At 67.6% G+C, this 25,819-nt stretch carries 25 protein-coding genes; 19 read left to right on the top strand and 6 right to left on the bottom strand.

Translation table 11 applies throughout. The annotated features are described in order from the left end of the window. Nucleotides 1-33: 33 nt before the first annotated feature. Nucleotides 34-1,521 (top strand): glycosyltransferase family 39 protein, encoded by a 1,488-nt coding sequence (locus ASG67_RS02280; RefSeq protein ID WP_056524649.1) that lies wholly within the window; start codon nt 34-36, stop codon nt 1,519-1,521. On the opposite strand, the gene ASG67_RS02275 is transcribed toward ASG67_RS02280, so the two are convergent. The 4 genes from ASG67_RS02275 to ASG67_RS02260 are packed head-to-tail and all read right to left on the bottom strand — an operon-like array spanning nt 1,518 to nt 4,117. Further along, nucleotides 1,518-3,020 (bottom strand): hypothetical protein, encoded by a 1,503-nt coding sequence (locus tag ASG67_RS02275; RefSeq protein WP_156460603.1) that lies wholly within the window; start codon nt 3,018-3,020, stop codon nt 1,518-1,520. The genes ASG67_RS02280 and ASG67_RS02275 overlap by 4 nt on opposite strands. A 28-nt stretch (nt 3,021-3,048) precedes the next feature. Continuing rightward, nucleotides 3,049-3,357 carry a hypothetical protein gene (locus tag ASG67_RS02270; protein WP_056524643.1) on the bottom strand — a complete coding sequence of 103 codons (309 nt, stop codon included), beginning with the start codon at nt 3,355-3,357 and terminating at the stop codon, nt 3,049-3,051. Continuing rightward, nucleotides 3,354-3,572: a hypothetical protein gene (locus ASG67_RS02265; RefSeq protein ID WP_056524640.1), complete on the bottom strand. Its 219-nt coding sequence runs from the start codon at nt 3,570-3,572 to the stop codon at nt 3,354-3,356. The genes ASG67_RS02270 and ASG67_RS02265 overlap by 4 nt, the downstream gene beginning before the upstream one ends. Next, nucleotides 3,569-4,117, bottom strand: a complete 549-nt coding sequence (locus tag ASG67_RS02260) for a glycoside hydrolase family 108 protein (RefSeq protein ID WP_056526315.1) — start codon at nt 4,115-4,117, stop codon at nt 3,569-3,571. The genes ASG67_RS02265 and ASG67_RS02260 overlap by 4 nt, the downstream gene beginning before the upstream one ends. Nucleotides 4,118-4,256: 139 nt before the next feature. Here ASG67_RS02260 and ASG67_RS02255 point away from each other — a divergent pair, with 139 nt between their 5' ends. The 3 genes from ASG67_RS02255 to ASG67_RS02245 are packed head-to-tail and all read left to right on the top strand — an operon-like array spanning nt 4,257 to nt 7,197. Continuing rightward, nucleotides 4,257-4,973 (top strand): NTP transferase domain-containing protein, encoded by a 717-nt coding sequence (locus ASG67_RS02255; protein ID WP_056524637.1) that lies wholly within the window; start codon nt 4,257-4,259, stop codon nt 4,971-4,973. Then, nucleotides 4,970-6,088, top strand: coding sequence for a hypothetical protein (locus ASG67_RS02250; protein ID WP_156460602.1), 1,119 nt, complete (start codon nt 4,970-4,972; stop codon nt 6,086-6,088). Before ASG67_RS02255 ends, ASG67_RS02250 begins: the two co-directional genes overlap by 4 nt. Nucleotides 6,089-6,105: 17 nt before the next feature. Then, entirely contained in the window at nt 6,106-7,197 is a 1,092-nt protein-coding gene (locus tag ASG67_RS02245; protein ID WP_056524630.1) for a CDP-alcohol phosphatidyltransferase family protein, read from the top strand. 10 nt (nt 7,198-7,207) lie between these two features. On the opposite strand, the gene asnB is transcribed toward ASG67_RS02245, so the two are convergent. Next, complete coding sequence (asnB, locus tag ASG67_RS02240; protein ID WP_082543249.1) at nt 7,208-9,100, bottom strand: asparagine synthase (glutamine-hydrolyzing); 1,893 nt, start codon at nt 9,098-9,100, stop codon at nt 7,208-7,210. Nucleotides 9,101-9,214: 114 nt separating this feature from the next. Here asnB and ASG67_RS02235 point away from each other — a divergent pair, with 114 nt between their 5' ends. From ASG67_RS02235 to ASG67_RS02215, 5 genes are all read left to right on the top strand, one after another. After that, nucleotides 9,215-10,564, top strand: coding sequence for a lipopolysaccharide biosynthesis protein (locus ASG67_RS02235; RefSeq protein ID WP_056524623.1), 1,350 nt, complete (start codon nt 9,215-9,217; stop codon nt 10,562-10,564). Between the two features lie 67 nt (nt 10,565-10,631). Continuing rightward, nucleotides 10,632-11,093, top strand: coding sequence for a DUF2141 domain-containing protein (locus tag ASG67_RS02230; RefSeq protein WP_056524621.1), 462 nt, complete (start codon nt 10,632-10,634; stop codon nt 11,091-11,093). 68 nt (nt 11,094-11,161) lie between these two features. Continuing rightward, nucleotides 11,162-12,178 (top strand): diacylglycerol/lipid kinase family protein, encoded by a 1,017-nt coding sequence (locus tag ASG67_RS02225; RefSeq protein WP_082543248.1) that lies wholly within the window; start codon nt 11,162-11,164, stop codon nt 12,176-12,178. Nucleotides 12,179-12,199: 21 nt separating this feature from the next. After that, nucleotides 12,200-13,078 carry a hypothetical protein gene (locus ASG67_RS02220; RefSeq protein ID WP_056524614.1) on the top strand — a complete coding sequence of 293 codons (879 nt, stop codon included), beginning with the start codon at nt 12,200-12,202 and terminating at the stop codon, nt 13,076-13,078. Then, nucleotides 13,075-13,830 (top strand): nucleotidyltransferase family protein, encoded by a 756-nt coding sequence (locus tag ASG67_RS02215; RefSeq protein WP_056526312.1) that lies wholly within the window; start codon nt 13,075-13,077, stop codon nt 13,828-13,830. The genes ASG67_RS02220 and ASG67_RS02215 overlap by 4 nt, the downstream gene beginning before the upstream one ends. Nucleotides 13,831-13,834: 4 nt before the next feature. On the opposite strand, the gene ASG67_RS02210 is transcribed toward ASG67_RS02215, so the two are convergent. Further along, nucleotides 13,835-15,139: a sugar porter family MFS transporter gene (locus ASG67_RS02210; protein WP_056526309.1), complete on the bottom strand. Its 1,305-nt coding sequence runs from the start codon at nt 15,137-15,139 to the stop codon at nt 13,835-13,837. Between the two features lie 122 nt (nt 15,140-15,261). On the opposite strand from ASG67_RS02210, the gene ASG67_RS02205 reads away from it, so the two are divergent. The 10 genes from ASG67_RS02205 to mnhG all read left to right on the top strand — a co-directional run bounded on the left by ASG67_RS02205 (nt 15,262) and on the right by mnhG (nt 25,781). Beyond that, nucleotides 15,262-15,582, top strand: a complete 321-nt coding sequence (locus ASG67_RS02205) for a DUF485 domain-containing protein (protein ID WP_056524611.1) — start codon at nt 15,262-15,264, stop codon at nt 15,580-15,582. 5 nt (nt 15,583-15,587) lie between these two features. Continuing rightward, entirely contained in the window at nt 15,588-17,285 is a 1,698-nt protein-coding gene (locus ASG67_RS02200; protein ID WP_082543309.1) for a cation acetate symporter, read from the top strand. Between the two features lie 115 nt (nt 17,286-17,400). Beyond that, entirely contained in the window at nt 17,401-18,981 is a 1,581-nt protein-coding gene (locus ASG67_RS02195; protein WP_056524608.1) for an aldehyde dehydrogenase (NADP(+)), read from the top strand. Between the two features lie 79 nt (nt 18,982-19,060). After that, complete coding sequence (locus tag ASG67_RS02190) at nt 19,061-20,149, top strand: LacI family DNA-binding transcriptional regulator (RefSeq protein WP_056524605.1); 1,089 nt, start codon at nt 19,061-19,063, stop codon at nt 20,147-20,149. 100 nt (nt 20,150-20,249) lie between these two features. After that, nucleotides 20,250-22,982 (top strand): hydrogen gas-evolving membrane-bound hydrogenase subunit E, encoded by a 2,733-nt coding sequence (gene mbhE / locus ASG67_RS02185; protein ID WP_056524603.1) that lies wholly within the window; start codon nt 20,250-20,252, stop codon nt 22,980-22,982. After that, nucleotides 22,979-23,359 (top strand): sodium:proton antiporter, encoded by a 381-nt coding sequence (locus tag ASG67_RS02180; protein WP_056524600.1) that lies wholly within the window; start codon nt 22,979-22,981, stop codon nt 23,357-23,359. The genes mbhE and ASG67_RS02180 overlap by 4 nt, the downstream gene beginning before the upstream one ends. Further along, nucleotides 23,352-24,830: a proton-conducting transporter membrane subunit gene (locus ASG67_RS02175; protein ID WP_056524598.1), complete on the top strand. Its 1,479-nt coding sequence runs from the start codon at nt 23,352-23,354 to the stop codon at nt 24,828-24,830. The genes ASG67_RS02180 and ASG67_RS02175 overlap by 8 nt, the downstream gene beginning before the upstream one ends. Then, entirely contained in the window at nt 24,827-25,162 is a 336-nt protein-coding gene (locus ASG67_RS02170; RefSeq protein ID WP_056524595.1) for a Na+/H+ antiporter subunit E, read from the top strand. The genes ASG67_RS02175 and ASG67_RS02170 overlap by 4 nt, the downstream gene beginning before the upstream one ends. Next, on the top strand, nt 25,159-25,434 hold the full coding sequence (locus tag ASG67_RS02165; protein ID WP_200940697.1) for a monovalent cation/H+ antiporter complex subunit F: 276 nt from the start codon (nt 25,159-25,161) through the stop codon (nt 25,432-25,434). Before ASG67_RS02170 ends, ASG67_RS02165 begins: the two co-directional genes overlap by 4 nt. Further along, nucleotides 25,431-25,781: a monovalent cation/H(+) antiporter subunit G gene (gene mnhG, locus ASG67_RS02160; RefSeq protein ID WP_056524594.1), complete on the top strand. Its 351-nt coding sequence runs from the start codon at nt 25,431-25,433 to the stop codon at nt 25,779-25,781. The genes ASG67_RS02165 and mnhG overlap by 4 nt, the downstream gene beginning before the upstream one ends. Nucleotides 25,782-25,819: the final 38 nt, after the last annotated feature.

Genomic DNA, 25,819 nt, shown 5'->3' with positions numbered 1-25,819 from the left:
CACGCGCCCGGTTCGGCACTAGGGGCAGCGGCGATGTCGTCTTCCGTCTCGATCCGGCCCGTCGTCCTTCTTCAGCCGGCCTGGCGGGACTGGCGCGTGCCCGCGTCCGCCACCGCGCAGTTCCTGCTGCTGCTGGCCGCCGCGATCGCGACGCGCGGGGCGCTGTACGGCAATCCGGTGATCCATAGCGACGAGCAATTCTATCTGCTGGTCGGCGACCGGATGCTGCACGGCGCATGGCCGTTCGTCGATATCTTCGATCGCAAGCCGGTGGGGCTGTTCCTGATCTTTGCCGCGATCCGGTCGATCGGCGGCAACGGCATTCTGATGTACCAGTTGGCCGCGACATTGACGGCGGCGGGCACCGCGTTTCTGGTGACACGGATCGCCGGGCGGTTCACGACGCGCGATGCCGCCTTTGCCGGGGGGCTGTTCTATCTGATCTGGCTGGTCGTGTTCGATGGGGCGGGCGGGCAGTCCGCGGTGTGGGGCAACGCGCTGATGGCCGGCGCGGCGCTGATCGTGGTCGATGCGATGGCGGCCAAGGATCGCGTACGCGAGCGGGGGACGCTGGCCATGCTGCTCGTCGGCGTGGCGATGCAGGTGAAATACACCGCGATGTTCGAGGGCATCTTCTTTGGCCTGACGCTGATGTGGACGCCGTACCGGGCGGAGCGGCCGTTGCCGGGACTGGCGATCGACGCCGCCTGCTGGGTCGCCGCCGCGCTGGTGCCGACCGCGCTTGCCTGGAGCGTCTATGCGCTTGCCGGCCATGACGCGGCGTTCGTGTTCGCCAATTTCCTGTCGATCTTCGGACAGCAGGACGACGACACGTTCTGGACCGACGTGCCCAAGGTGGCGGGTGCGCTGGCGCTGTCGGCCCCGCTGTTGCTGATGGCGTGGCGAGGACGGCGGCGTGGTGCCTGGCCGCTCGCCTGGGTGGGCGCGGCGCTGGTCGCGATCTACATCATGGGGACGTGCGAACTGTTGTACTGGTTGCCGCTCGCTTTGCCGCTGTCGATCGCAGCGGCGCTGGGGCTGGATCGCCATTGCCGCTGGGCAAGCCGGCAGGTGGTGGCCGTGGTTCTGATCTTCGGGGCGATCGGTGGGGTCACGATGTCCGTTGTAAGGGTCGAGCGACGCGGGACGGCGGCGCAGATCACGCGGCTGGTCGATATGATCGGGCCGGCACCACGCGGTTGCCTGTTCACGTTCGGGGCGGAACCTATCCTGTATTATCTGACGCGGTCGTGCCTGCCGACCCGGTACGTTTTTCGCAGCCATCTGGGCCAGATCAGCGAGATTAGGGGAACGGGCATCGATCCGGTGGCCGAGGTCGCGCGGTTGCTGGCCGCGCGACCTGGCGTGATCGTGATGCGGGCGCCGAAGCCCGCGACCAATCCGGCGACGCGGGTCCTGGTCGAACGGGCGGTCGCCACACGGTATGATCTGGTCGGCACCGTGCAGATCGGCGAGTTGCCGCAATCGGTGTATCGCCTGCGGCCGCTCGCCCGGCCTTAAACGCTGACGGTGACGGTCGCCGTGACCGATGGCAGGTTCCGCTGACGCAAGGCGACCGACACGGTGCCGCGATAGGCCGCCGCCAGTGCCGGCACCCGGACCACCGCCTGCCCGGCGGCGGATGACGACAGCGTTGGCGCGGGCGTCCAGTTGCCGCCGTCGAGCGCATGGTCATAGCCATCGGGACTGCCGCTATAGTCGATCGCCAGATCGATCGTGCGGGTGGCGGCATCGAACGTCGCCGACCGGATCGCCAGCGGCGCGACCAGCGCGCCCCAGGTCACGTCCGCCATCGCCGGCCCGACGGTAACGACGAAGCGCACGCCAGTGCCGCGTACCGGTTGCAAGGCGTCGAGCAGCTCCGCCGACACCCATGCCGATACCAGCACGCCGTCCTGATAGAAGCCGGCGCTGCCATCCGGCGCCGTCTGCAACGCGATCATCGCGGTGCCGGGCTGTGCCACCAGTCGCGGCGCGAAGGTGCGATAGGTGAAACCGCTGACGTCATCCATCACGCCGCCGGCCAGCCGCGACAGACGGTAATGATCGTCGTCGATGATCCGGAACACCATCCCGTCGTCCGACCCGGTCATCCGGAAATAGAAATCGGCCGTGTTGGTCGCCCGGCGGAACCGCGCGCCGACCGTCTGGGCCGCCGATCCGGTGTCGCGATAGCCTAGGCTGGATAGCGTTCCGGCGTTGGTCGGCCCCGCGATATACGGCGCGAGCACGACGTCGGTTGGCTTGGGTGTGGGCGTGGGCGTGGGTGTCGGGGCTGGTGCCGCGACGATGGCGGCCGTGGTCGATCGGGGTGATCCGGTCGCGCCGGCAAGCGTCTCGGTCAGCGATCCGGCGACGCCGCCGGCCGCGACGCCGTCGAACCCATAGCGACGGGCGGCGCTGTCGATCGTCAAGCCCGGCAGGTCGGTGGTCAGCGTCGATCCGTCCGCCGCCCCCGCGATCGTCCCGGTGGACGCCGTTCCCGCCGTCAGCGCGCCGGACAGGCTCAATGCCCCTAGCGTGACGGCGGGCGGCGGTACGGCGACCCCGCCGTCGAACGGCACCGGTCGCTGCGTGAAGGCCGCGCCATCGGCGCCCACGCGGATCGTCACGCGCGTGACCATCGCGCCCGTCACGCCGCCGTCGAGCGACGCGACGCCACCCGCCGACGCCGCCACCGTCATCAGGCCGGTCGCGATCACGTCGCGGCCCAGCCGGTATCGCTCCGCCAGTTCGGCGATCACTGGCTGGCCGTACAGTGCCTCCGACAGGCGACCGTCGCGGGCGAAGCGGACGAACGCGCCGCTGACATCGGCCATCGGCTGCCCGGCGATCGAATCGACCGTTTCGCGACCATCGCCATAGAACGACAGCACGAACGCGCGGCTCGCAAGCGGCATCACTGCGCCGGCGGGGTCGAGGAACTGGACGTCGAGCAGGAACGGCTCACCCGCCGACAACGTGAAATTGGAAAGATCGCTGGCGATCGTCAGCATCATCATGTCTCCGAATAAACAAGGGAAAGGATCAGCCGCCGGTGGCGAGCCGATAGGCATTGGCGGCGGCCGCCGCGTCGGTGAGCGCGGCCCGCCGGGACGCCCGGTCGTGGGCGACCTGCGCCGCCGCCAGCGCGCGATCGACCAGCAGGCCGAGCGCATCGATCCGCGCGGTTTGCGCTGGCGACAGATACGGCCGGAACAGCAGGGAGACGGCGCGCGCCGCTTCATGGGCGCGTTGCAGGCGGACGATCGGCGAATCCGCCATCGTGGTTTGCGTCGAGTCAGCCGCGCACCCGTTCAGGCACAGCGCAGCAACCGGGAGCAGCGCCGCCCTCACCGCTCCGTCCCCGTATCGACGCGGCGGAACAACAGGCCGCCGATCGTGCCGAGCAGCGTGACGAGACCCGTCGTCACCTTGTCCGACGTGGCGATCAGGCCATCGGGCAGTACCTTGCCGAGCAGTCCCGACACGATGATCGGCGCCAGCGCGACCACCAGCGTGGCCAGCACGACGGCGAGGAACGCGCGGTAGCGCAGTCGTTGCTCGCTCATGCCGGTTCCCCCACCCGGTTCGCCAGCCAGCCATAGAGGAACGCCTCATTAGCCGGGCGCTTTTCGGCGAGCGTCAGGTAGCGGGCGCCCTGCAACGCCTCGATCGCCTTCAACAGCACGTTCTCCCCGATAGCACGGCGCGTGCGGAGGAAGGCGTCGAACGCGGCCAGCGTCGCCGGGCCGATGCGGCCGTCGAGCGTCAGATCGGCGTAATCGGTGGCGCCGCGATTGAGCGCGTTCAGCACGCGTTGCAGGAACAGGACGGCGGTCGCCGGCCCCATGTTGACGCCCGTGTCGAACAGCTCGGCCGCGACCAGCGGCGCGCGCGCCGCCACCGCGTCCAGCCTCGGCCGGTCCCAGTAGAGCCGGCGATAGATCGTCGCCGCCGCACTGCGCGGAAAATGCCGCATGTCGCCGCGCCAGCCATGCGCGCGCGCTACCGCGACGGTGATACCCCAACGGGTCGCGCCGCCGCGATCCGCCGGATGATCGACATACCCGCCCTCGCGATCGATCACCGCGTCGATCAGTTTATCGATGTTCATGGCCGCCCCCATTCGTGATTGAGGGTGACCAACTATCCTATCTGGTTAGTTGTAGGACAGCCCCTTTCGACATCGCCGCAATCCCACCACCATTGCGGCTTACGCGTGATCGGATGAGCGGCAGGAAACGGACATACGCATGAAGGCGATCATCATCGCGGCGGGCCAAGGCTCGCGCCTGTTACCGCTGACGCTGGAGACTCCGAAATGCCTAGTGCCGGTGGGCGGTCGCGCGATCCTAGATCATCAGCTGCGCGCGGTGGAGCAGGCGGGAATTCGTCATGCGGTGGTCGTCGGCGGTTACCGGGTCGAACAGATCGCCGAGCATCTGGCGCGACATAGCGGCGCGGTGGCGACCGAGCTGATCTTCAATCCCTTCTGGGCGGCGGGCAGCAGCATCGGCAGCGTGTGGGCGGCGCGCGCCTGCCTGACCGATCCGTTCGTGCTGATGAACGGCGATACGGTGTTCGACGCCGATATCCTCGCCGCCGCGGTGAGCGACGAGCGGCGCGGCGTGAAGCTGGTGGTCGATACGCTAACCGTGCCGGAGCTTGACGACATGCTGGTCGAGGTGGCGAACGGCCGGGTCCGTGCGGTCGGCAAGACGCTGGATGCCGCGCGAGCGACGCACCGGTCGCTCGGCGTCGTCGCGTCGAAGGGCGGTGGCGCCTATGCCGATGCCCTGCGTGCGGTGATCGGCGCGGCGGACGGCATCCACGCGTTTCACCACGCGATCATCGACCGGCTGGCAGGCGTCGATGCGGTCGCCGCCGTCACCGTGCCGCGCGACGCGCACTGGCAGGAGATCGACCGGCCCGACGATATCGAACGCTGGCGGCGGGAGCATGGCGCTTGAACCGACAGGGTCCGGTCGCCTTCCTGTTTCTGGGCGAGACGTTGCTGATCCCGCATCTGTACCCGATCGTCGAGGCGCTCGCGGCGGACGGCGATGTCGCGATCGACCTGTGGGTGGCGACCTCCGTTCATGAAACGCTGCTGACCCGGTGGAGCGAGGGGCTGGCCGGCGTCCGCATCCGTCGCGTGCCGGGGTTCCGGCGGATCGCGGGTGCGGCGGACGGGCAGAATCCTCCGTTGCCGCCGAAAATCCCGACACTGCTCCGGCTGTTGCCGCATCTGATGCGGGCGCGCGCGGCGGTGTGCGCGGAACAGACCAGCCTGTGGCTGCCGCGCGTGTTGCCGCTGCGCACGCCGTTCGTGAAGACCTCGCACGGCGTCGGATCGATGAGCGCGCGCGACGATCCCCGCCGCCGCGCCGCCGCGATGATGATGGTGCCGAGCGAGCGGGAACGCGCGACCTATCTCGATCGAGGCTTCGATCCGGCGCGGGTGGTGGCGACGGGATATGTGAAGGCGTCGTTCCGGCAGCGGAGCATAACCACCCTGCCCTTTGCCGAGCCGCGTCCGACGATCCTCTATGCGCCGCACTGGCAGCGACACCGCTCGTCATGGTGGGCATGGGGGGCCGATACCGTGCGTCGGATCGCGCAGGACGGCCGCTGGAACCTGATCTTCGCGCCGCACCAGCGACTGGCGGAGGGCGCGCCGGAGGTGCGGGCGGTGATGGACGAGGTGCGCGGGCTGCCCAACGTCCACTGCGACATGGACGGTTTCGCAATGGTCGATGGCAGCTACACCGCCGCCGCCGACATCTATCTGGGCGATACGTCGAGCCAGGTGATCGAGTTCCTGCAACGCCCGCGCCCCTGCGTTTTCCTGAATGCGGGCGGCGTCGAGTGGCGTGGCGATCCGTCCTATGCGCAATGGACCTGTGGCGAGGTCGTGAACGATGTCGGCGATCTGCTGCCGATGCTGGCGCGGGCGCCGGCGGTGCATGATTCGTTTGCCGCGATCCAGGCACGGTTCGCAGGCGACTCACTGGGTGACACCCGCGGGTCAGCCCCCGCACGCGCGGCACGGGTCATCCGGGACCTGCTCGACAAACGAGCGTGATGGGGTAACGCGCCCCCATGACTTCTCCCGCGCTCGCCACCATCGGCGACAATTCCACGCATCTCTGGGGCATGACCAATGCCGAACGCGTGCGCCGCATCTCGCAGGCGCAGGGGTTCGACGAACAGGGCCCCACCATCATCCTCGCCCATCTGGATTACGCGTTCGATCCGATGTGGACCACGTATCTAAAGTCGCGGCCCGGCACGGTCGTGACGCGAAACGGCCGGCCGGTGCTGGCGCATGTCGGCGAGGTCGAGGCGAACGAGGCGGCGGCGCTGATGCTCGCCGGCCGCCGCCTCCCCGGCCTGACGATCGTGCAGGCAGAGGACGAGGCGGGCATCCTGAACGAGGCGCTGAGGAAGCGCGAACGACCGTTCATGGAGCCGCTGACCCCAGACACCGTGCCGGCGATCGAGCGGTTGAGCTACAGAGGTGCGTACAAGGGCGTCACAGATGTCCTGACCAAATATCTCTGGCCGGAATGGGCGTTCCGGCTGACGCAGCTATCGGCGCGGATCGGCATCAGCCCCAACGGCATCACCGCGATCGGCAGCGTGCTGTGCATCGTGGCGACGGTGGCGTTCTGGTATGGCTGGTTCTGGACCGGTCTCGCCACCGGGCTGGTCTTCATGGTGCTGGATACCGTCGACGGGAAGCTGGCGCGGTGCACGATCACCTCGTCGAAGCTAGGCAATGCATGGGACCACGGCGTCGATCTGGTCCATCCGCCGTTCTGGTGGTGGGCCTGGGCGGCGGGGTGTGCGCCCTATGGCCGGGCGCTGTCGGACGAGACGTTCTGGATCGTGATCGGCACGATGCTGTTCGGCTATGTCGCGCAGCGGCTGATCGAGGGGGCGTTCATCGTCCGCTTCGGGATGCACATCCATGTCTGGCAGAAGTTCGACAGCGATTTTCGCCTCGTCACCGCGCGGCGCAATCCGAACATGGTGATATTGCTCGCCGGGTTGCTGGTGGGGCGGCCGGATTGGGGGATCATCGGCGTAGCGGCGTGGACGGCGATCTCGCTGGTGGTGCATCTGGTGCGGCTGTTGCAGGCGATGGCGGTGAAGCGCGCCGGGGTGGCGATGGTGAGCTGGCTGGCGTGATTTTGGGGGTCTAGCGGAGCAGTGAGGATTCCGTCCTGACCCGCCACAAACAATACACCGCCAGCGCGTAAAGGAAGCGGCTGTAGTCCCGCTTCCCCGCGCGGTGATCGGCGAACACCCGGTCGACCGCCGTCGCGTGCCAGATACCCTCGCCCCGCGCGCCGCTGTCGCGCCATAGTTCTTCGGCATAGCGGCCGAAATCGCCGGCGAACCATGCCGACAGCGGCATCTGGAAACCCTGTTTGCGGCGGTCGAGGATGCCGGCGGGGAGCCATGGCGCGATGGCTTCGCGGACGACGTGCTTGCCCACCCGGCCATGCAGTTTCATGTGCAACGGCATCCCCAGCGCCAGATCGATCATCGGTTGGCCCAGCATCGGCACCCGCACCTCCAGCGAATGCGCCATGCTGGCGCGGTCCACCTTGGTCAGCATCGCGCCGGGCAGGTTGAGCGCGAGGTCGCACAGGCCGAATTGTTCGAGCGTGTCGGCGGAAATGGCGCCGGCATCGGGGAAATATTCCGCGCATAACCGGTCGATCTCGCCCTCTCCGCCACCGGCGCGGGCGAGGAAATCTGGGGTGAAGACGCGGGAGCGGAAACCCGCCGCGGTGATCTGCGTCTTGGCGAAGAAGCGGGCGACGCCGCTAGGCAGGCCCGCACTCGCCGCTGTTTTCGTCCAGCGCTGGATACGTTCGTTGAGCGCGCGCGAGGGCAGCGACGGAATCGCGCCGATTGCACGGGCGGCATGGCGCAATGGGGCCGGCAGGCTGCCGATCCGGCGTTCGGTGGCGTGGCGTTTATAGCCGAAGAACAATTCGTCACCGCCATCGCCAGACAGCGCGACCTTCACCTGTTCGGCGGCGACCTTGCTGACATACCAGGTCGGCACCATCGACGGGTCGGCGAACGGTTCGTCATAGGCGGCGGCCACCGCCGGCAGCAGATCGCGGGCGTGCGCCATCTCCAGCCGTCGGGTTTCGTGGCGGGTGCCGAGCGCGCGGGCGATCGCCTCGGCCGGGCCGCTTTCGTCGATGCGCGGATCGGGAAAGCCGATCGTGAAGGTGCGGACCGGACGATCGGATATCCGCATCATCGCCGCCGCCACCGCGGACGAATCGACGCCGCCCGACAGAAACGCGCCGACCTCGACATCCGCGACCATCTGTTTGGCCACTGTTTCCAGCCAGCGGGTGCGGAACCGGTCGACCCATTCGTCGTCGCCCAGCGGTTCGGGCGTGGCGTATCGCGGCGTCCAATAGGCGCGCAGCACCGGTTCGCCCGCCGGCGGCAGCGTCAGCACATGCCCCGGCGGCAGTGTCCTGACCTGTGAATAGATCGATCGCGGCGTCCGCACATGACCGAAGCGGAAATAGTCCAGCAGCCCGCGCTCGTCGGTGTCGAACGCGAAACCGGGCAGCAGCGTCAGCGCCTTCAGTTCCGATGCGAAGGCGAAACCGGCAGGCTGATCGGTATAATAGAGCGGCTTGATCCCGACCGGATCTCGCGCCAGCGTCAGCGTGCGGGTCGCCCGGTCCCACACCGCCACCGCGAACATCCCGTCGAGCCGCGACCAGATGCCGTCGCCCCAGCGTTCATAGCCGGCCAGGATGACCTCGGTATCGCCGTGGCTGTCGAACACCCGGCCCATCGCCGCCAGTTCGGTGCGCAGGGCGGGGAAATTGTAGATCTCGCCGTTGAATACCAAGGCATAGCGGCCATCGGGCGAATGGAACGGTTGATGCCCGCCGGCCAGATCGACGATGCTGAGCCGCCGCATCCCGAACCCGAAGTCGCGATCGACGAACACGCCCTCGTCGTCCGGGCCGCGGTGGACGATCGCGGCGCATTGCGCGCGCACGGTATCGGCGCCAACGCCGCGCCCGCGTGCATAAAGACCGGCGATGCCGCAGATGACGCAATACTCCCAGAACGAGACGGCCCGCGCATAGGGCCGACGTGCCCATCATGTCACGGCTCTTGCCGCATTCGACCGAGCCGATTAATCCCCGCCAAACGCATGTCGAGCCCGCTTCCCCCATTGTCCCCATTGCCGTCCGGGGATAGTTCGGGCGGTCTGTTCCGCGCCGCCGCCCGCAACCTCGGCTGGCTGCTGGCGAGCCGCAGCGTGCTGGCGGTGCTGTCGCTATTCTATCTGGGTATCGCCACACGCTCGCTGGGCGTCGTCGGGTTCGGCCGGTTCGCGCTCATCACCGGCGCGGCGCAGACACTGGCGACGCTGGTCGCGTTCCAGAGCTGGCAGGTGATCGTGCAGTATGGCGTCAGTCCGCTCGCCACCCGCGACGACGGGGCGCTGGCCCGGCTGTTCCGGGGAAGTGCGATCCTGGATTTTGCGGGATCGATCGTCGGGGCCGTGCTGGCCTGGCTGATCCTGGATTTGTGGGGGGAGGCGCTGGGCATCGGATCGACGCTGAAGCGGGCGACGCTGATCTTCGTCATCATCCAGCTCGTCACGATCCGATCGACGCCGCTCGGCATCCTGCGCCTGCGCGACCGGTTTGCGCTGGCCGCCATTGCCGACAGCGTGACGCCGGTCGCGCGCTTTATCGGAGCGATCGGGGTTTGGCTGATCCATCCGACCGTGCAAGGGTTTCTGGCGGCGTGGGCGGCGGCGGAGGTGCTGACCGCCGCGACATACTGGTTCATGGTCGCGCGGAGCGGCGATCTGGGTCTGATGTGGCGCGGGCGCGGATCGCGGCATCTGGCACGCGAGCATCCCGGCATCGTCCGATTCGCGCTCAGCACCAACGCCAGCTCCACGCTCGGCCTGTCGAGCAAGCAGATACCGCTGTTGCTGGTCGGCGCGGCGGCGGGGCCGGCGGCGGCGGGCGTGTTCCGCCTCGCCTCGCAAATCGCGCAGGCGCTGGCGAAATTGTCGCAATTGATCTCACGTGCCGCTTTTCCAGAGGTGGTGAAGACGTTGCGCGACGCACCGCCCGCGCTCCTCGCGCGGCTGATGTCGCGGCTGTTTCTTGGCAGCGGGTTGGCGGCGGTGGCGATCATGGCGCTGGTGCTGGTGGCAGGCAAGCCAGTGCTGAACCTGGTCGGCGGGCGCGATTTTCGTGGCGCGTGGCCGGTGCTGCTGTGGCTGTCGGTCGCCGGCTGTCTCGATCTGGCGACGACCGGGGTCGATACGGTGATGACGGCGATGCAGCGTGCCGGCAGCGTCTTCGCGATCCGTGCCGCCGGCGTCGGCGTGCTGTTCGGCGCGACCGCGATGCTGACGCCATGGTACGGGGCCACCGGAGTCGCGATGGCAGTGACGGTGGGATCGGCGGCGGTCGCGGTGCTGATGGCGATTGCCGCGCTGCGCCTGTCGCGCGTTCCCCGCCACAATTCGCCACAGTAAAGCCGCGGTTCACTCCCACATCGCTATCTCAGTCGGTTCTCGCACCGGCGACAAAGAGAAGCGTTCGATGAAAATCCTGTTCCTGCTTGCCGCCCTTTCGGGCGTGATAGCTGCCGCCCCGGCGGCCGCGCAGTCGTGTATGGGGACGCCCGGCGGCAATGCGGTGAAGCTGACGGTACAGGCCACCGGCCTGCACAGCGGCGACGGCGAGGTCGCGTTCACCGTGTATCCGGACGACAAGGGTCGCTTTCTGGCGAAGGGCGGCAAGCTGTTGCGCGCGCGCGTGCCGACCCGCGCGCCGGCGACCACCGCCTGTTTCTGGCTGCCGCCCGGTTATTACGCCATCGCGCAATATCACGACGAGAATGGCGACCACAGTTTCAACCGTACCCTGTGGGCACCCAAGGAGGGGTTCGGGTTTTCCAACGATGCGCCGACCTCGATCGGCTTGCCTTCCTTCGCCTCCGCGCGGTTTGCCGTACCGGCCGGCGGTGCGACCATCCGCATGGCCATGCGTTACCGGCGTTGAGGAGTGATCGTGATGATTCCGTCACAAAATTGTAGCGGCACTGCCATGTTCGCGGTAGCGAGGTAGACGTGCCGTCATTTTCGCCTGCCAGCGTTCTCGCCTTTGCCGGACCGGATTCCGCCCGATCGGTGACGGTGAAAGCCGCGCCAACCGCCGCAGCGGTCGGTCGGCTGCGCATCGGTATCGTCTGCAATCCCAAGAGTCATCTGAACCACGGCGCCGAATATGAAGCGGGCGTTCCCGGCGTTGACAGCGTCCTGCTTGCCGCACCCGGTACCCGTACCGCGCTGGTTGATACGCTCGCAGAGTTTGCCGAACGAAAGATCGACCTGCTGGTGATCGACGGCGGTGACGGCACGGTGCGTGACGTGCTGACCTGCGCCGCGCATGTGTGGAAGGGCAAGTGGCCCGATATCGCGGTGATCCCGTCGGGCAAGACCAATGCGCTGGCGATCGACCTGGGGATCCCGTCGGGCTGGACGCTGGCCGATGCGCTGGCCGCGGTGACGCGCGGTCGCAGGGTCGAGCGTCGTCCGGTCGAGATCGCGCGCGATGATGGATCGCGGCCGCTGCGCGGATTCCTGTTCGGCGCCGGTGCCTTCGTGAAGGCGACCGAACTGGCGCAGCACACGCACCGGGCGGGTGCGTTCAACGGCGTCGCGGTCGGCCTGGCGCTCGGCTGGGCGTTGATCCAGACGATGTTCGGCGGCGCGAAAAGCAGCTGGCGCGTGGGCACGCCGCTTGATCTGAAGCTGCCCGGCGGGACGGTCGATTCCAAGCCCCGCTATCTGTTGCTCGCGTCTGCGCTTCGCCAGTTGCCGCTGGGCCTGAAGCCGTTCGGGCAACCGCGTGATGGCATGAAGCTGTTGGTGATCGATGCACCACCGAAGCGGCTGATGCTGACCGTTCCGGCGTTGCTGGCGGGATCAGAGGCCGACTGGATGCGGCGGGCCGGGTATCACCATATCGACACCGCGTCGTTCGAAGTATCGCTGGACGATGGCTTCATCCTCGACGGCGAGCATTTCGACGGCGGCAAGCTGGCGGTACGGCAAGGGCCGGTCCTCTCCTTCATCGCCCCGTGATCTGGAATTGATCCGGCCGTGATGGACGCGCTGGACGCGTATGTCGCCGCCGCGCTGGATGCCGAGGTTCGCATCGAGGTGGGCGATCTGGCGGCGACGCTGGCGGCGGAGCCATCGGTGCAGGCGGTGCTGTTCTATGGATCGAACCTGCGCATCGGCTCGCTCGACGGGGTGCTCGATTTCTATGTACTGACCGCCGGCCCGCCGGAACGCGGGCTGTGGCCGACCGTCAGCTACCGTGAAGTAACGCGGGACGGCATCACCCTGCGCGCCAAGATCGCGACGATGCGGCTGGCGACGTTTCGGGCGGCGGCGTCGGGCGAGTTGATCGATACGACGATCTGGACGCGTTTCGTGCAGCCTGCAGCACTTGTCTGGCAGCGCGATGACGAGGCCCGCGCCGACGTGGTGCACGCGATCGCCGCCGCCGCGGTGACCGCCGCACGCTTTGCCGCCGCGCTGGGGCCGGCGCGGGGGACCGCCGCCGATTACTGGCGCGCGCTGTTCCGCCAGACCTATGCCGCCGAACTACGCGTCGAGAAGAGCGGGCGGGAGGAGCAGATCCTCGACCACGGTGCGGGTCGTTATCAAGCGATCCTGCCGCTGGCGTGGCAGGCTGGTGGCATCGCGTTCGCACAGGACGGCCCATTGCTCGTTCCCGATGTGCCGGATCGAGCGCGGATATTGGCCCGCTGGCACCGCCGCCGCCGCGCGGGCAAGCCGCTCAACATCGCCCGGCTGATCCGCGCGGCGTTCACCTTCGACGGTGCCGCCGCCTATGGCCTTTGGAAGGTGGAGAGGCATACCGGCGTGAAGGTGGCACTGACGCCGTGGCGCGAGCGGCATCCGATCATGTCGGCGCCGGCGGTGTTCTGGCAGGTGTGGCGGGCGCGGCGATGACGGACGCCTGGTCTGCGCTGATCCTCGCCGGATCGCGGCCGGGGGCGGTCGACCCGCTTGCCGCATATGCCGGGGTGCCGCACAAGGCGTTGATCGTCCTGGACGGCGAGACGCTGCTTTCCCGCGTCGCCGTCGCCGTGCGCGGGGCCGGCGCAATGACGGTTGCCGTGTCGGCCGACGACGCCGCCGTCGTTGCCGAGGCGAACCGGCTGCACCTGCGCGTGATCCCGACCGCGTCCGGTCCCAGTGGCAGCGTGGCGCGCGGGCTGGAGGCGCTGGGGACGCCCCTGCTCGTCACCACCGCCGACCATGCCTTGTTGCGGCCGGCATGGATCGACCGCTTCATCGCCGATCTGCCGCCGGGCACGGATGTGGCGACGCTGCTGGCACGGCAGGACGTAATCGAAGCGGCGGCACCAGGCACGCGCCGCACCTATCTGCGCTTCGCCGATGGTGCGTGGTCGGGGTGCAACCTGTTCTGGCTCGCCACCCCCCGCGCCGCCGGCGCGATCGGCCTGTGGGCGCAGGTCGAGGCGGATCGGAAGCGGCCGTGGCGGATCGTGCGCCGGCTCGGGCCCGGCCTGTTGTTGCGTTATCTGACCGGGCGCCTGACGTTGAACGACGCCGTTCGCCACCTCGGCCACCGGGCGGGGGTCGAGGTGGCGGTGGTCGTGACGCCCTTCGGTCTGGCGGCGGTCGATGTCGACAAGCCGGCGGACCTCGATCTGGTCCGCACGCTGATCCGCAATTGATCCGTCAGAGGCCGCTGCCGAGTTTCTCCAGCGACTTTCCTTTGGTCTCCGGGAAAAACAGGAAAACCACCACGAACTGCGCCGCCATCATCGCGGCGAACACCACGAACGGCGCCCCGCGCGAGGCGGCGGCAACCAGGGGGAAGCCGGTGGCGATCACCGCATCGACCGCCCAATGCGTCGACGATCCCAGCGCCTGTCCCCGCGCCCGCACCTCGGTGGGGAATATCTCGCTGACATAGACCCAGATCACCGCGCCCTGGCTGAAGGCGAAGAACGCGATGAAGCCGACCAACAGCCACAACAGCCACTCCTCGCCCACCCCGCTGAGGAACACTGCGGCGGTGCCAGCCAGCGTCGCAGTCAACCCGACCGAACCGATCAACAGCAGCGTCCGCCTTCCCAGCCGGTCGATGACGGTCAGCGCCAGCGCGGTGAAGAACAGGTTTGCCGCGCCGATCACGATCGCCTGCCGATCCGCCGACACATTGTCGAAGCCAGCCGCGGCGAAGATGTCGTTCAGATAATAGAGGATGGCGTTGATGCCCGACAGCTGGTTGAACGCGGCGATCGTGATCGCCAGCAGCATCGGCTTGCGATGCCGCCGCCAGCTCAGCTTCGCCTCGCCCGTGCTTTCGTCGCTGCGGTGGAAGCTCGCCAGTTCCGCCCTGGGGTCGGCGATGCCCAGCCGCCCCAGCACGTCCAGCGCCTCGTCATCACGACGCTTCGCGGCCAGCCAGCGCGGACTGTCGGGGATGGTGAAGAGCAGCAGGAGCAGTAGCAGCGCCGGCGCCGCCGTGACGCCGAACTTCACCCGCCATTCCCAGTCGCCGAGATCGAGACTGGAAACCCAGAAATTGCTGAGATACGCGATGAGAATACCCAGCACGACGTTCAACTGGAACGCGCCGACCAAGGCACCGCGCTTCTCCGCCGGCGCGATCTCCGCGATATAGACGGGCGCCAGCACGGACGACGCGCCGACCGCCAGCCCCGCCATCACCCGGAACAGCAGCAACGCGCCCCAGTCCCACGCCATCAGGCAACCGAGTCCGGATACGACGTAGAGCAACGCGATCGCCTGCAAGGACACCCGCGCGCCGAAGCGGTCGCCGGGCTTCCCCGCCAACAAGGCGCCGGCCAGCGTACCCCAAAGCGCGCTCGACACGGTGATGCCGACGCCCGCCGCGTCCAGCGAGAAGGCTTGGCGGACGCCAGCCGTCGTCCCCGCGATGACGGCCGTGTCGAAACCGAACAACAGTCCGGCCAGCGCCCCCACGGCGACGCCGCGAGCCAGCGTTGCGTTCATCGGATATTCCTCCCCAGTCGTGCCATCGACATGGCGGAGCAATCGATGGCGGGTCAAGCATCAAGGCGCTGTCATTCCGCCATCACACCGGATAGCGTGATCCGACAAATGAGGGGGAAGGGATGACCGTGACCGTTCAGGACGACGTGCTGGAGCAACTGGCCGCGACACCGGCCTATCGGCATCTCACGCGGACCCGCAACCGGTTCGCGGCGGCGCTGACTACCATCATCCTGATCGCCTATTTCGGATTCATCCTGCTGATTGCGTTCGATCCCACCTTTTTGGGCCGGTCGATTTCCGGCGGGGCGATGACGCTGGGCGTGCCGGTCGGGCTGGGCATCATCATCCTCGCGATCACGCTGACGGCTTTGTACGTCTGGCGGGCAAACCGGGTGTTCGACGCCGATCTCGCCGCCGTGCTGCGCGCGGTCGACGCGTGAGGCTCATCACAACGGGCGTCGCCGCGTTAGGCGGAATCGCCCTTGCCGACGCGGCGCAGGCGCATGCCGTCGCGCCCGGCGGCGCGCAGCAACCGACCAACTGGATCGCACTTGGGATGTTCGCGGGCTTCGTCCTGCTGACGTTGGGCATCACCCGCTGGGCGGCGCGCAAGACCAAGACGGCGTCCGATTTCTACACGGCGGGCGGTGGCATCACCGGGTTCCAGAACGGGCTCGCCATCGCTGGCGATTTCATGTCGGCGGCGTCGTTCCTGGGGATTTCCGCGCAGATCTACACCGATGGGTATGACGGGCTGATCTATTCGATCGGCTTCCTTGTCGGCTGGCCGATCCTGTTGTTCCTGATGGCGGAGCGGCTGCGCAATCTGGGACGCTTCACCTTTGCCGATGTCGCATCGTTCCGGTTCGCCCAGACGCCGGTCAGGACGTTCGCGGCAATATCGACGCTGATGGTCGTGCTGTTCTACCTGATCGCGCAGATGGTTGGTGCGGGGCAGTTGATCCGGCTGCTGTTCGGCCTGCCCTATAGCTATGCGGTCGTGATCGTCGGCGTGCTGATGACTTTCTATGTCCTGTTCGGCGGCATGACCGCGACGACCTGGGTACAGATCGTGAAGGCGGGGCTGTTGCTGGGCGCAGCGACGTTCATCGCGGTCGCGGTGCTTGCCAAGTTCGGCTTTTCGCCCGAGGCGATGTTCGCCCGCGCGGTGGAGGTGAAGACGCAACTGGCGCTGGGCAAGGGCGCCACGCCCGATGCCGCCGCGAAGGCCGGCAGTGCGATCATGGCGCCGGGCGGGTTCGTGAAGGATTCGATCTCGGCGATCTCGCTCGGCATGGCGCTGATGTTCGGCACCGCCGGCCTGCCGCACATCCTGATGCGCTTCTTCACCGTGCCCGATGCCAAGGCGGCGCGGACATCGGTGTTGTGGGCGACGGGGTGGATCGGATATTTCTACCTGCTGACCTTCATCATCGGCTTCGGCGCGATCGTGCTGGTGGCGACCGATCCGGGCTATCTCGATGCGGCCGGCGCATTACGCGGCGGCGGCAACATGGCGGCGATCCATCTGGCGCATGCGGTGGGTGGCGACATCTTCCTGGGCTTCATTTCTGCGGTCGCGTTCGCGACGATCCTGGCGGTGGTCGCGGGCCTGACCCTGTCGGGCGCGTCGGCGGTCAGCCACGATCTGTATGCCAGCGTCTTCGCGCGCGGCCGGGTCGATTCAGCCAAGGAACTGCGGGTATCGCGGATCACCGTACTGGTGCTGGCGGCCATCGCGATCGTGCTGGGCATCCTGTTCGAATCGCAGAATGTCGCATTCATGGTCAGTCTCGCCTTTGCGCTGGCGGCATCGGCCAATTTCCCGGTGCTGTTGCTGTCGCTGCTGTGGCGTGGGTGCACGACGCGCGGTGTGGTGGCGGGCGGTGCGACCGGACTGTTGCTGGCGCTGGGCCTGACCATCCTGTCGCCGGCGATCTGGGTGACGGTGTTGGGTCATGCGGCGCCGATCTATCCCTATGGCTCGCCGGCGATCTTTTCGATCCCGGCGGCGTTCTTCGTCATCTGGCTGGTGTCGACGCTGGATCGCAGCGGCCGGGCGGCGGTAGACCGAAGCGGTTATCTGGCACAGCGCGTCCGGTCGGAAACGGGCATCGGCGCGGAGGGAGCGAGCGCTCACTGAGTCGGCCTTGCGGCTCGCCGCTCAAGTCTGGTAGCGCGATCTGTCATCAAGGGGTCGCGAAATGGCCCGACAGTCGCTATCTGTCCGACAATAGAACAACCAAGGAATGTGAGTGATGATCGACGGAGCCATGCTGATCGGCAGCGACGAACGCCAGGCGACGGCGCGTTTCAGCGCAATCGATCCGGCGAGCGGCGAGACGCTGACGCCCGATTTCTCGTCGGCGGATGCCGGCGCGGTCGCCGATGCCTGCGCGCTGGCCGATGCCGCCTTCCCGATCTATTCGGCGACGACGCCCCAGGATCGGGCCGCGTTCCTTGAAGGCATTGCCGATGCGATCGTGGCGATCGGCGACGACCTGATCGTTCGTGCGATGGCGGAAAGCGGCTTGCCGCGCGCCCGGTTGGAGGGTGAGCGCGGTCGCACCGTCGGCCAGTTGAAGCTGTTCGCACAGGTCGTGCGTCAGGGTGACTGGCTGGACGCCACGATCGATCCCGCCATGCCCGATCGGGCGCCCCTGCCCCGCCCCGACCTGCGCCGCGTCAACCTGGCGATCGGCCCGGTGGCGGTGTTCGGTGCATCGAACTTCCCGCTCGCGTTTTCGGTCGCCGGTGGCGACACCGCCTCGGCACTGGCCGCCGGTTGCCCGGTGGTGGTGAAGGGCCATCCGGCGCATCCCGGCACCGGCGAATTGGTAGCGCGCGCGATCGCCAAGGCAGTCGCCGACGCCGGCCTGCCTGCCGGTACGTTCTCGTACTTGCCGGGTGAGACCAACGATCTGGGCGGTGCGCTGGTCGCCGATCCGCGCATCCAGGCGGTGGGCTTTACCGGGTCGCGCGGCGGTGGCCTCGCTCTGGTGCGGATCGCCGCCGGGCGCGAGCAGCCGATCCCGGTCTATGCCGAGATGTCGAGCATCAACCCCGTCATCCTGTTCCCCGCCGCGCTGGAAGCGCGGGGCGAGGCGATGGCGACGGCGTTCGTCCAGTCGCTGACGATGGGCGCGGGCCAGTTCTGCACCAACCCCGGTCTGGTACTGGCGATCGATAGCCCCGCGCTGGACACGTTCATCGCAGCCGCGACCACCGCGATGACCGGCAGCCAGCCGGCCGTCATGCTGTCGCCGGGCATTCATGCCAGTTTCGAACAGGGCGTCGATGCGCTTGCCGCGCATCAGTCGGTGAAGACGGTCGCGCGCGGTTGCGTGGGCGAAGGCGTCAATCAGGCGGTCGGCGCGCTGTTCCAGACGGATGCGGCCAGCTTCCTGGCCGATCGCGCGCTGGGCCATGAGGTGTTCGGGTCGTCGGCGATCGTCGTCCGCTGTGCCGACATGGCCGAGATCGCCAGCGTCATCGCGTCGCTGGAAGGCCAGCTGACCGCGACGTTGCAGATGGACGCCGCGGACGAGGCGGATGCCGCGCAACTGATTCCGGTGATCGCGCGCCGTGTCGGCCGCATCCTCGCCAATGGCTGGCCGACGGGGGTCGAGGTGAGCCATGCGATGGTGCATGGTGGTCCCTTCCCTGCCACCAGCGACGGCCGCACCACGTCGGTCGGCACGCTGGCGATCTATCGCTTCCTGCGGCCGGTGTGCTTCCAGAACCTGGCGCCGTCGTTGCTGCCCGCCGCGCTGGGCGACGGCAATCCATGGGGCGTCGCCCGCCGGATGGACGGCCTGCGCGAGGTGTCGCCGCGCTGATCTGCGCGACGATCTGCGTCGTGGTGCAGCTTGCTCACTCCCGTCCGGCAGTTCATGCTGCCGGACGGAAGGGGTCTGCATGAAGGAGCCACGCGCCTCCCGGCGCCAGCGCAACGCGCCGACGATCAGCGACGTGGCGAAACTGGCCGGCGTGTCGCCGATGACGGTGTCGCGCGTCATCAATAACGAGGGCAATGTCCGCGACGAGACGCGCGAAATCGTGCAGACCGCGATCGCCGAGTTGAACTATGCGCCGAGTGCCGCGGCCCGTGCGCTGGCCGGGGGCGAGGAAATCCGCATCGGCCTGCTCCATTCCAATCCCAGCTTCGCCTATCTCAGCGAGTTTCTGGTCGGCAGTCTCGATCAGGCAAGCCGCAGCAACGTACAGCTGGTGGTCGAGAAATGCGACGAGGCGGGGCTGGAAGGCACCGCCATCGAACATCTGATGAGGGGGCGCATCGACGGCATCGTCCTGCCGCCGCCGCTGTCGGATTCCGCCGCCGTGCTGGCCGCGCTGGAAAAACAGGACGTGCTGGTCGTCGCGGTCGCCACCGGCCGCGCGCCGGATTGGGCGATGGCGGTCAGCATCGATGATGAACAGGCAGCGTATGACATGACACGCCATCTGGGCGGGCTGGGCCATCGCCGCATCGGCTTCATCACCGGCAACCGCAACCAGACCGCCAGCGGCGAACGGTTGACCGGTTACCGAAGGGCGCTGGCCGAGCTGGGGTTGCCCGATGCGCCGGAACTGGTGGCGGAGGGTCTGTTCACTTATCGATCCGGGCTGGATGCCGCGGACCAGTTGCTCGACCTGACCGATCCGCCGACCGCGATCTTCGCCTCGAACGACGACATGGCCGCCGCGACCGTCGCCATCGCGCACAGGCGTGGGCTGGACGTGCCGGGCGACCTGACCGTGTGCGGGTTCGACGATACCGCCCTCGCCACGACGATCTGGCCCGAGCTGACGACCATCCGCCAGCCGGTGACCGAAATGTCGCGTACCGCCGTCGACCTTCTGATCCGCGCGATCCGGGCGCGCAAGGCGGGTCGTGTTGCTGACCCTGAGCATCCCCGCCACGTCACCGCCGATTACACGCTGGTGCGGCGACAGTCCGATGCGGCCCCGCGCCAGCGACCGGCGGCGCGGCGGAGCGGTCGCTGAACGGGAACCCGTCGGCGCGGTCCGGCAAAAAACATCGTCCTGTCCGAACCCATCGTGACGCAGCGCGTTCGGTGTTAATGATTGGTACCGATGGGGCCCTATGCTCCTGATCCTGTTCCTTGCGCTCGTCGGCAGTTGCATCGTTCCGCTCGTCGCCCGCATCATGGGCAAGGGCGCGGGGCTGGTCGTCGCGCTGTTCCCGTTCGGGTTGCTGGGCGCTTTCATCGCGCTGGCGCCGGTGATCGAGCGCGGTTGGGTGCGGAGCGAGAGCTGGCGCTGGGCGCCGTCGCTGGGGCTGGACGTAACGCTTAGGCTCGATGGATTCTCGTTCCTGTTCTGCCTGTTGATAACGGCGATCGGCGGGTTGGTGACGATCTATTCGGGCGGCTACCTGACCAACAAGTCACGACCGGACCGCAGCCGGTTCCTGACGCTGATCCTGTTGTTCATGACGGCGATGCTGGGATCGGTGCTGGCCGACAACATGCTGGTGTTGATCGTGTTCTGGGAAGCGACCAGTATCCTGTCGTTCCTGCTGATCGGGTTCGACGGTCGTAGCGCGCGTGCGCGCCGCGCCGCGATCATGGCATTGCAGGTGACGGCGGGTGGCGGCCTGGCGCTGGTCGCCGCAACGGTCATGATCGGGCATGTGCTGGCCAGTTATTCGCTGTCGGGCGCGATCGACCGGGCGCCGGAGATACTGGCGAGCCCGCTGGCCACGCCGATCATCATCGGCATCCTGATCGCCGCCTTCACCAAATCCGCGCAGTTCCCGTTCCATTTCTGGCTGCCCAACGCGATGCAGGCGCCGACGCCGGCGTCGTCGTACCTGCATTCGGCGACCATGGTGAAGCTGGGCATCTATCTGCTCGCCCGGTTCGAGCCATTGATCGCGGGCGTTTGGTGGGGGCGCACGCTGCTCATCACCGTTGCCTGCATCACGATGCTGGTCGCCGCGACGCAGGCCTTGCGCGCCGAGAGTTTCAAGGCGGCACTCGCCTATTCGACGATCGCGTCGCTCGGTATCCTCGTGCTGCTGGTCGGGCTGGACGGGCCGGCGGCGACGGTGGCGATGATCGGGTTCCTGCTGGCGCACGCGCTGTACAAGGCGGCGCTATTCTTCTGCGCCGGATCGGTGCTGCATTCGACCGGTCTGGGCAGTCTCCGCGCGCTGGGGGGGTTGCGCAAATCCCTGCCGCTGACGGCGCTGGCCTGCACCGGCGCCAGCCTGTCGATGGCGGGCATTCCGCCGTTTCTGGGCTTCATTTCAAAGGAGTTTCTGTTCGAGGCGCAACTGGAGAGCAGTTGGGAACTGGTTCCGCTGGCGATCGCCGTGCTGGTCAACGCGGTGATGGTCGGCGTCGCCGCCGTCATCACGCTGAATCCGTTCTTTTTGAAGGCGGATCATCCGATCGAGATCAAGCATCCCGAAAGTTTCTCCGTCGCGATGCCGCCGCTGCTGTTGTCGCTGGCCGGCCTAGTCATCAGCCTGGAGCCCGACTGGATCACCCGCGTCGCGATCCGACCGGCGGTGGCGGCGGTGTACCGGCAACCGGTGAAGGTAGACGTGGCGGTGTGGCATGGGCTGACGCCGATGCTGGCGCTGAGTGCCGTGGTCGTGGCGATCGGATTCGTGATCGTCCGGTATTGGCGCGCGATCCATCTGCGGTTGCGGCGTCAGGGCGGGTTCGAACGATTCGGGATCGAACGGGTTTGGGAACGCCTGTTGCGGACGCTGTTGCGTGCCAGTGCGGCTCTGACGCGGCTGGTGGAGCATGGTGATCTCCGACGCTATCTGGCGACGACGATCGCGGTGATCGCCGCGCTGGTGATCGCGATCTGGTGGCAGATCGGCGCGGCTCCACGGATCGCGATCGGCGATCGGCCGATGGTGGGCGACATACTGGTGACACTGACCGGCGTGGCGGGGGCCCTGGCGGCGGCACGGGCGAAGAATTTGCTGACAGCGATGGTGGCGGTGGGGCTGACGGGTTTCGCGGTGGCGATCACATTCATGACCAACGGCGCACCTGATCTGGCCATCACCCAGTTTGCGGTCGAGGCGCTGATCGTGGTGCTGTTGACCGCCCTGTTGCTGATCGTACCGCTGTCCGTGAAATCGACGAGGTCAGGATCGCAGCGGCGGACCGACGGGATCATCGCCGCCTCGTTCGGGATCGTGATGTTCGTTGCGCTGCTCGACATGGCGGCGGTGCAGAACGCCACGCCAGCCGCCGACTGGTTCGGGCAGATGAGTTACATCGCCGGCAAAGGCCATAATGTCGTCAACGTGATCCTCGTCGATTTCCGGGGATTCGACACGCTGGGCGAAACCGCCGTGATAGCCATCGCGGCGCTGCTCGCGGGATCGTTGCTGGGTGTCCGGCCCGGCAAGCGGGACAGCGACGATGCCGTCCAGTCGGTGCATTACAGCTTCGCCGCCGCCAGTGGCCACTTGTTCGTGCTGCTGCTGGTGGCGTCGATCGTGATCCTGTGGCGCGGCCATGACCAGCCGGGTGGTGGGTTCGTCGGTGGGTTGGCGGCGGCATTGGCGTTCGCAATCCTGTCGCTGGCGCGAGGCGTGCGATCCGCCGAGCGAACATTGCGCGTGCGGCCATCGACACTGGTCGGCGGCGGTCTGGCTCTGGCCTTCATCAGCGGCCTGCCGGGGATGCTGGGCGGTCAGGCGTTCATGACGCAATTATGGACCGAACCTTATGGCTGGGTGCCGAAATTGAGCACGACCATCTCGTTCGATCTGGGCGTGTACATGGTCGTTGTCGGCGCGGTACTGGCGTTTCTGTTCGGGTTGCAGCGTGAGGCGGCGCGATGAACGTCCTGTATGCAGGTGCGGTCGCGGCGATCATGGCGGCGGCGATCTACATGATCCTGTCGCGCAATCTCGTGCGGATCATGTTGGGCCTTGCGTTGTTGTCGACGGGCGTCAACCTGTTGCTGTTCACTGCCGGCGACTTTTCCAGCCGCCAACCGCCGATCATCGCCGAGGGTCAGGACCGGCTGGGCGAAGCGGGCGACCCGCTGGCGCAGGCGTTGATCCTCACCGCGATCGTGATCGGCTTCGCGCTGACCGTGGTGCTGGCGACGGTGGTGCTTCGCGCGTGGCGGGCGACGGGATCGCTGGATGCCCGCACCGTCGAGGCGACCGAACAACCGGATGATCCCGAATTGCTGGACCCGGACAATGGGTGATCCGCTGATCCTGCTGGCGCCGGTCGGCATCCCGTTGCTGGGCGTGGCGATCACCGCTTTGCTGCGAACCCGGCCGCGCGCGTGCGAGGCGGCCGGGTTCGTGATGGTCGCCGCGACGCTGATCGCCGCGATCGCCCTGATCCAGCGCGCGATCGCGGGCGGACAGGGGGCGCTGGTGGTGTTCGGCGGCTGGCCAGACGCGATCGGCATTGCGTTTGCCGCTCGCTTGCCCGGCGCGGCGCTCGTCGTGGTGGCGTCGATTATCGCGCTGGCGGTGGCGCTGTACGGCCATGCCGATGTCGGCCCACGTCGGCGGCGACGTGGATATGACGCGATGAGCCTTGCGATGCTGGCCGCGGTCAACGGCGCGTTCCTGACCACCGACCTGTTCAACCTGTATGTCTGGTTCGAACTCGCGTTGCTCGCTGCGCTGGGCCTCATCACGATCGACCGGCGTGAGGCACAGATCGGCGGTGCGATCCGCTATGCCGCGTTCGGCATGGTCGGGGCGACCGCCGTGCTGGCTGGTATCGGCATCATCTATGGCGTCGCGGGGACGCTCGATCTGCAGACGCTGGCAGCGCAACTGCACGGCGGCCCGCCGAGCGTGGCGGTCGCAGCGGCGGGGACGCTGCTGCTATGCGGTTTCGCGCTGAAATCCGGGTTGTTTCCGTTCCATGCGTGGTTGCCGGCATCATACGCGGCGGCCCCTTTGCCGGCGGGGGCGGCGTTTGCCGGGTTGCTGACCAAGATGGGCTTTTATGCCCTGCTGATCATCGTCGGAGGCGTATTCGGCGGCATCGGCGCGACCGCATCGGTCAGCGCGCCGCTGCTGACGACGATCGGCGTCATGGCAACGGCGACGATGGTGCTGTGTGCGCTGTCGGCACTGGCGCAGAGCGATATCCGCCGCATCCTGGGATATCAGGTGGTGGCGCAGGTGGGGTACATGGCGGCCGGGCTGGCGATCGGCACACATGACGGCGTGGCAGGTGCGGTCTTCTACATGGTGCATTCGATGATCGTGCAGGCCAATCTGTTCCTGGGGGCCGGCGTCATCCGTCGCGCGACGGGCAGTTGGGATCTGAAGCGGGCCGGCGGCATGACGCGGTCAAATCCGCTGTTCGCGTTTCTGTTCGCGGTGCCGATCCTGTCGCTGGCCGGCATTCCGCCGCTGTCTGGTTTCTGGGCGAAGCTGGTGGTGATCCGCGCCGCCTTCGACGGCGGCAGCGCCTGGATCGCGATGGCGGCGTTGGTGGCGGCGATGCTGACGATCGTGTCGATGGCAACGATCTGGTCGGAGGCGTGCTGGAAGAGCCTGAGCGGACGACAGGCACGCAAAATCCCCGCCGCCATGCTGGCCGGCATGGCGGTGCTGTCGGCGGCCACGCTGGCGATCGGACTGATGCCGGAACCGCTGTTCGATGTTGCGCGGCTGTCGGCGGATGCGCTGGCGGGGATGGGCTCATGAGCATCCTGCGCAAAGCCGTCGCGGTCGTCCTGCTGGCGGCCACATTTGTCGCGGACCTGTTCCTTTCGTCGCTGGCGGTGGCGCGGCTGGTCCTGTCGCCACGGATCGAGACGCATCCGGCGATCGTGATGGTGCCGGTGGCGGTGGAGCGGCCATGGGCGGTGGCGTTGTTCGCTTGCTTCACCTCGCTGACGCCGGGATCGACCTGCCTGCATGTCGCCGAGGATCGCCGCACCCTGTATCTGCACGTGTTGGACACGCGCGATCCGGCGGCGACGATTGCGCGGTTCAAACGGCTGTACGAGCGCCACATCGCGGAGCTGGAACGGTGATCGATCTGCCACTGGTCGCCGCCATCCTGTCTGTCGCGCTGTGCATCGCGCTGGGTCTGGCCGGATGGCGGATGGTGCGCGGGCCAAGCGTCGCCGACCGGTTCGTCGCGTTCGACATGCTGACGGCGGTCGCGGTGGCGTTTTCGGCGCTGACGGCGGTATTGACGGGGCGCAGTGCGTTTCTGGATATTGCACTGGGCCTGTCGCTCATCAACTTCGTGGCGACCGCCGCCTTTGCGGTATTTCTGGAACGAAAAGGTGGCGGGCGATGATCGTGTTCGGGGTCGCCATACTGACGCTGGGCGTCGGGTTCTTGCTGGTGGCGGCGATCGGCCTTGTCCGGTTACCCGATCCGTTCCAGCGGATGCACAGCGCGACGAAGGCGGGGACGCTGGGAACCAGCCTGATCGTGCTGGGCGTGCTGTTGCTCGACCAGACGGCGCGGTTATCGACCGGGTTGCTAACTATCCTGTTTCTGCTGGTCACCCTGCCGATCGGAGCGCAGTTGCTGGGCCGTGCGGCCTATCTATCGGGCGCAAGGATGGAGGGCGTGGAGGACGATCCGCTGGCCGAGGTGCTGGGTCGCGACGAGTCGAAGGCGACCGATCGGCGCGAGTGACGCGATCGATCATGGCGATTGCGAGCCAGCGGCGCTAA

The sequence above is a fragment of the Sphingomonas sp. Leaf339 genome, assembly GCF_001426195.1.
In the GTDB taxonomy this organism is placed as follows: Bacteria; Pseudomonadota; Alphaproteobacteria; order Sphingomonadales; family Sphingomonadaceae; genus Sphingomonas.
Note: the sequence above shows the minus strand (reverse complement) of the source record. Positions and strands in the feature narration are given on the sequence as shown.

What these genes read in the sequence shown, in the direction of transcription:
- ASG67_RS02170 (WP_056524595.1), top strand. Translation starts at nt 24,827, where the DNA reads ATGAGCATCCTGCGCAAAGCCGTCGCGGTCGTCCTGCTGGCGGCCACA.
- ASG67_RS02215 (WP_056526312.1), top strand. Translation starts at nt 13,075, where the DNA reads ATGACGGACGCCTGGTCTGCGCTGATCCTCGCCGGATCGCGGCCGGGG.
- ASG67_RS02230 (WP_056524621.1), top strand. Translation starts at nt 10,632, where the DNA reads ATGAAAATCCTGTTCCTGCTTGCCGCCCTTTCGGGCGTGATAGCTGCC.
- ASG67_RS02280 (WP_056524649.1), top strand. Translation starts at nt 34, where the DNA reads ATGTCGTCTTCCGTCTCGATCCGGCCCGTCGTCCTTCTTCAGCCGGCC.
- ASG67_RS02255 (WP_056524637.1), top strand. Translation starts at nt 4,257, where the DNA reads ATGAAGGCGATCATCATCGCGGCGGGCCAAGGCTCGCGCCTGTTACCG.
- ASG67_RS02205 (WP_056524611.1), top strand. Translation starts at nt 15,262, where the DNA reads ATGACCGTGACCGTTCAGGACGACGTGCTGGAGCAACTGGCCGCGACA.
- ASG67_RS02180 (WP_056524600.1), top strand. Translation starts at nt 22,979, where the DNA reads ATGAACGTCCTGTATGCAGGTGCGGTCGCGGCGATCATGGCGGCGGCG.
- ASG67_RS02265 (WP_056524640.1), bottom strand. Translation starts at nt 3,572, where the DNA reads ATGAGCGAGCAACGACTGCGCTACCGCGCGTTCCTCGCCGTCGTGCTG.
- ASG67_RS02260 (WP_056526315.1), bottom strand. Translation starts at nt 4,117, where the DNA reads ATGAACATCGATAAACTGATCGACGCGGTGATCGATCGCGAGGGCGGG.
- ASG67_RS02275 (WP_156460603.1), bottom strand. Translation starts at nt 3,020, where the DNA reads ATGATGCTGACGATCGCCAGCGATCTTTCCAATTTCACGTTGTCGGCG.
- ASG67_RS02195 (WP_056524608.1), top strand. Translation starts at nt 17,401, where the DNA reads ATGATCGACGGAGCCATGCTGATCGGCAGCGACGAACGCCAGGCGACG.
- ASG67_RS02175 (WP_056524598.1), top strand. Translation starts at nt 23,352, where the DNA reads ATGGGTGATCCGCTGATCCTGCTGGCGCCGGTCGGCATCCCGTTGCTG.
- ASG67_RS02245 (WP_056524630.1), top strand. Translation starts at nt 6,106, where the DNA reads ATGACTTCTCCCGCGCTCGCCACCATCGGCGACAATTCCACGCATCTC.
- ASG67_RS02220 (WP_056524614.1), top strand. Translation starts at nt 12,200, where the DNA reads ATGGACGCGCTGGACGCGTATGTCGCCGCCGCGCTGGATGCCGAGGTT.
- ASG67_RS02235 (WP_056524623.1), top strand. Translation starts at nt 9,215, where the DNA reads ATGTCGAGCCCGCTTCCCCCATTGTCCCCATTGCCGTCCGGGGATAGT.
- ASG67_RS02190 (WP_056524605.1), top strand. Translation starts at nt 19,061, where the DNA reads ATGAAGGAGCCACGCGCCTCCCGGCGCCAGCGCAACGCGCCGACGATC.
- mbhE (WP_056524603.1), top strand. Translation starts at nt 20,250, where the DNA reads ATGCTCCTGATCCTGTTCCTTGCGCTCGTCGGCAGTTGCATCGTTCCG.
- mnhG (WP_056524594.1), top strand. Translation starts at nt 25,431, where the DNA reads ATGATCGTGTTCGGGGTCGCCATACTGACGCTGGGCGTCGGGTTCTTG.
- ASG67_RS02210 (WP_056526309.1), bottom strand. Translation starts at nt 15,139, where the DNA reads ATGAACGCAACGCTGGCTCGCGGCGTCGCCGTGGGGGCGCTGGCCGGA.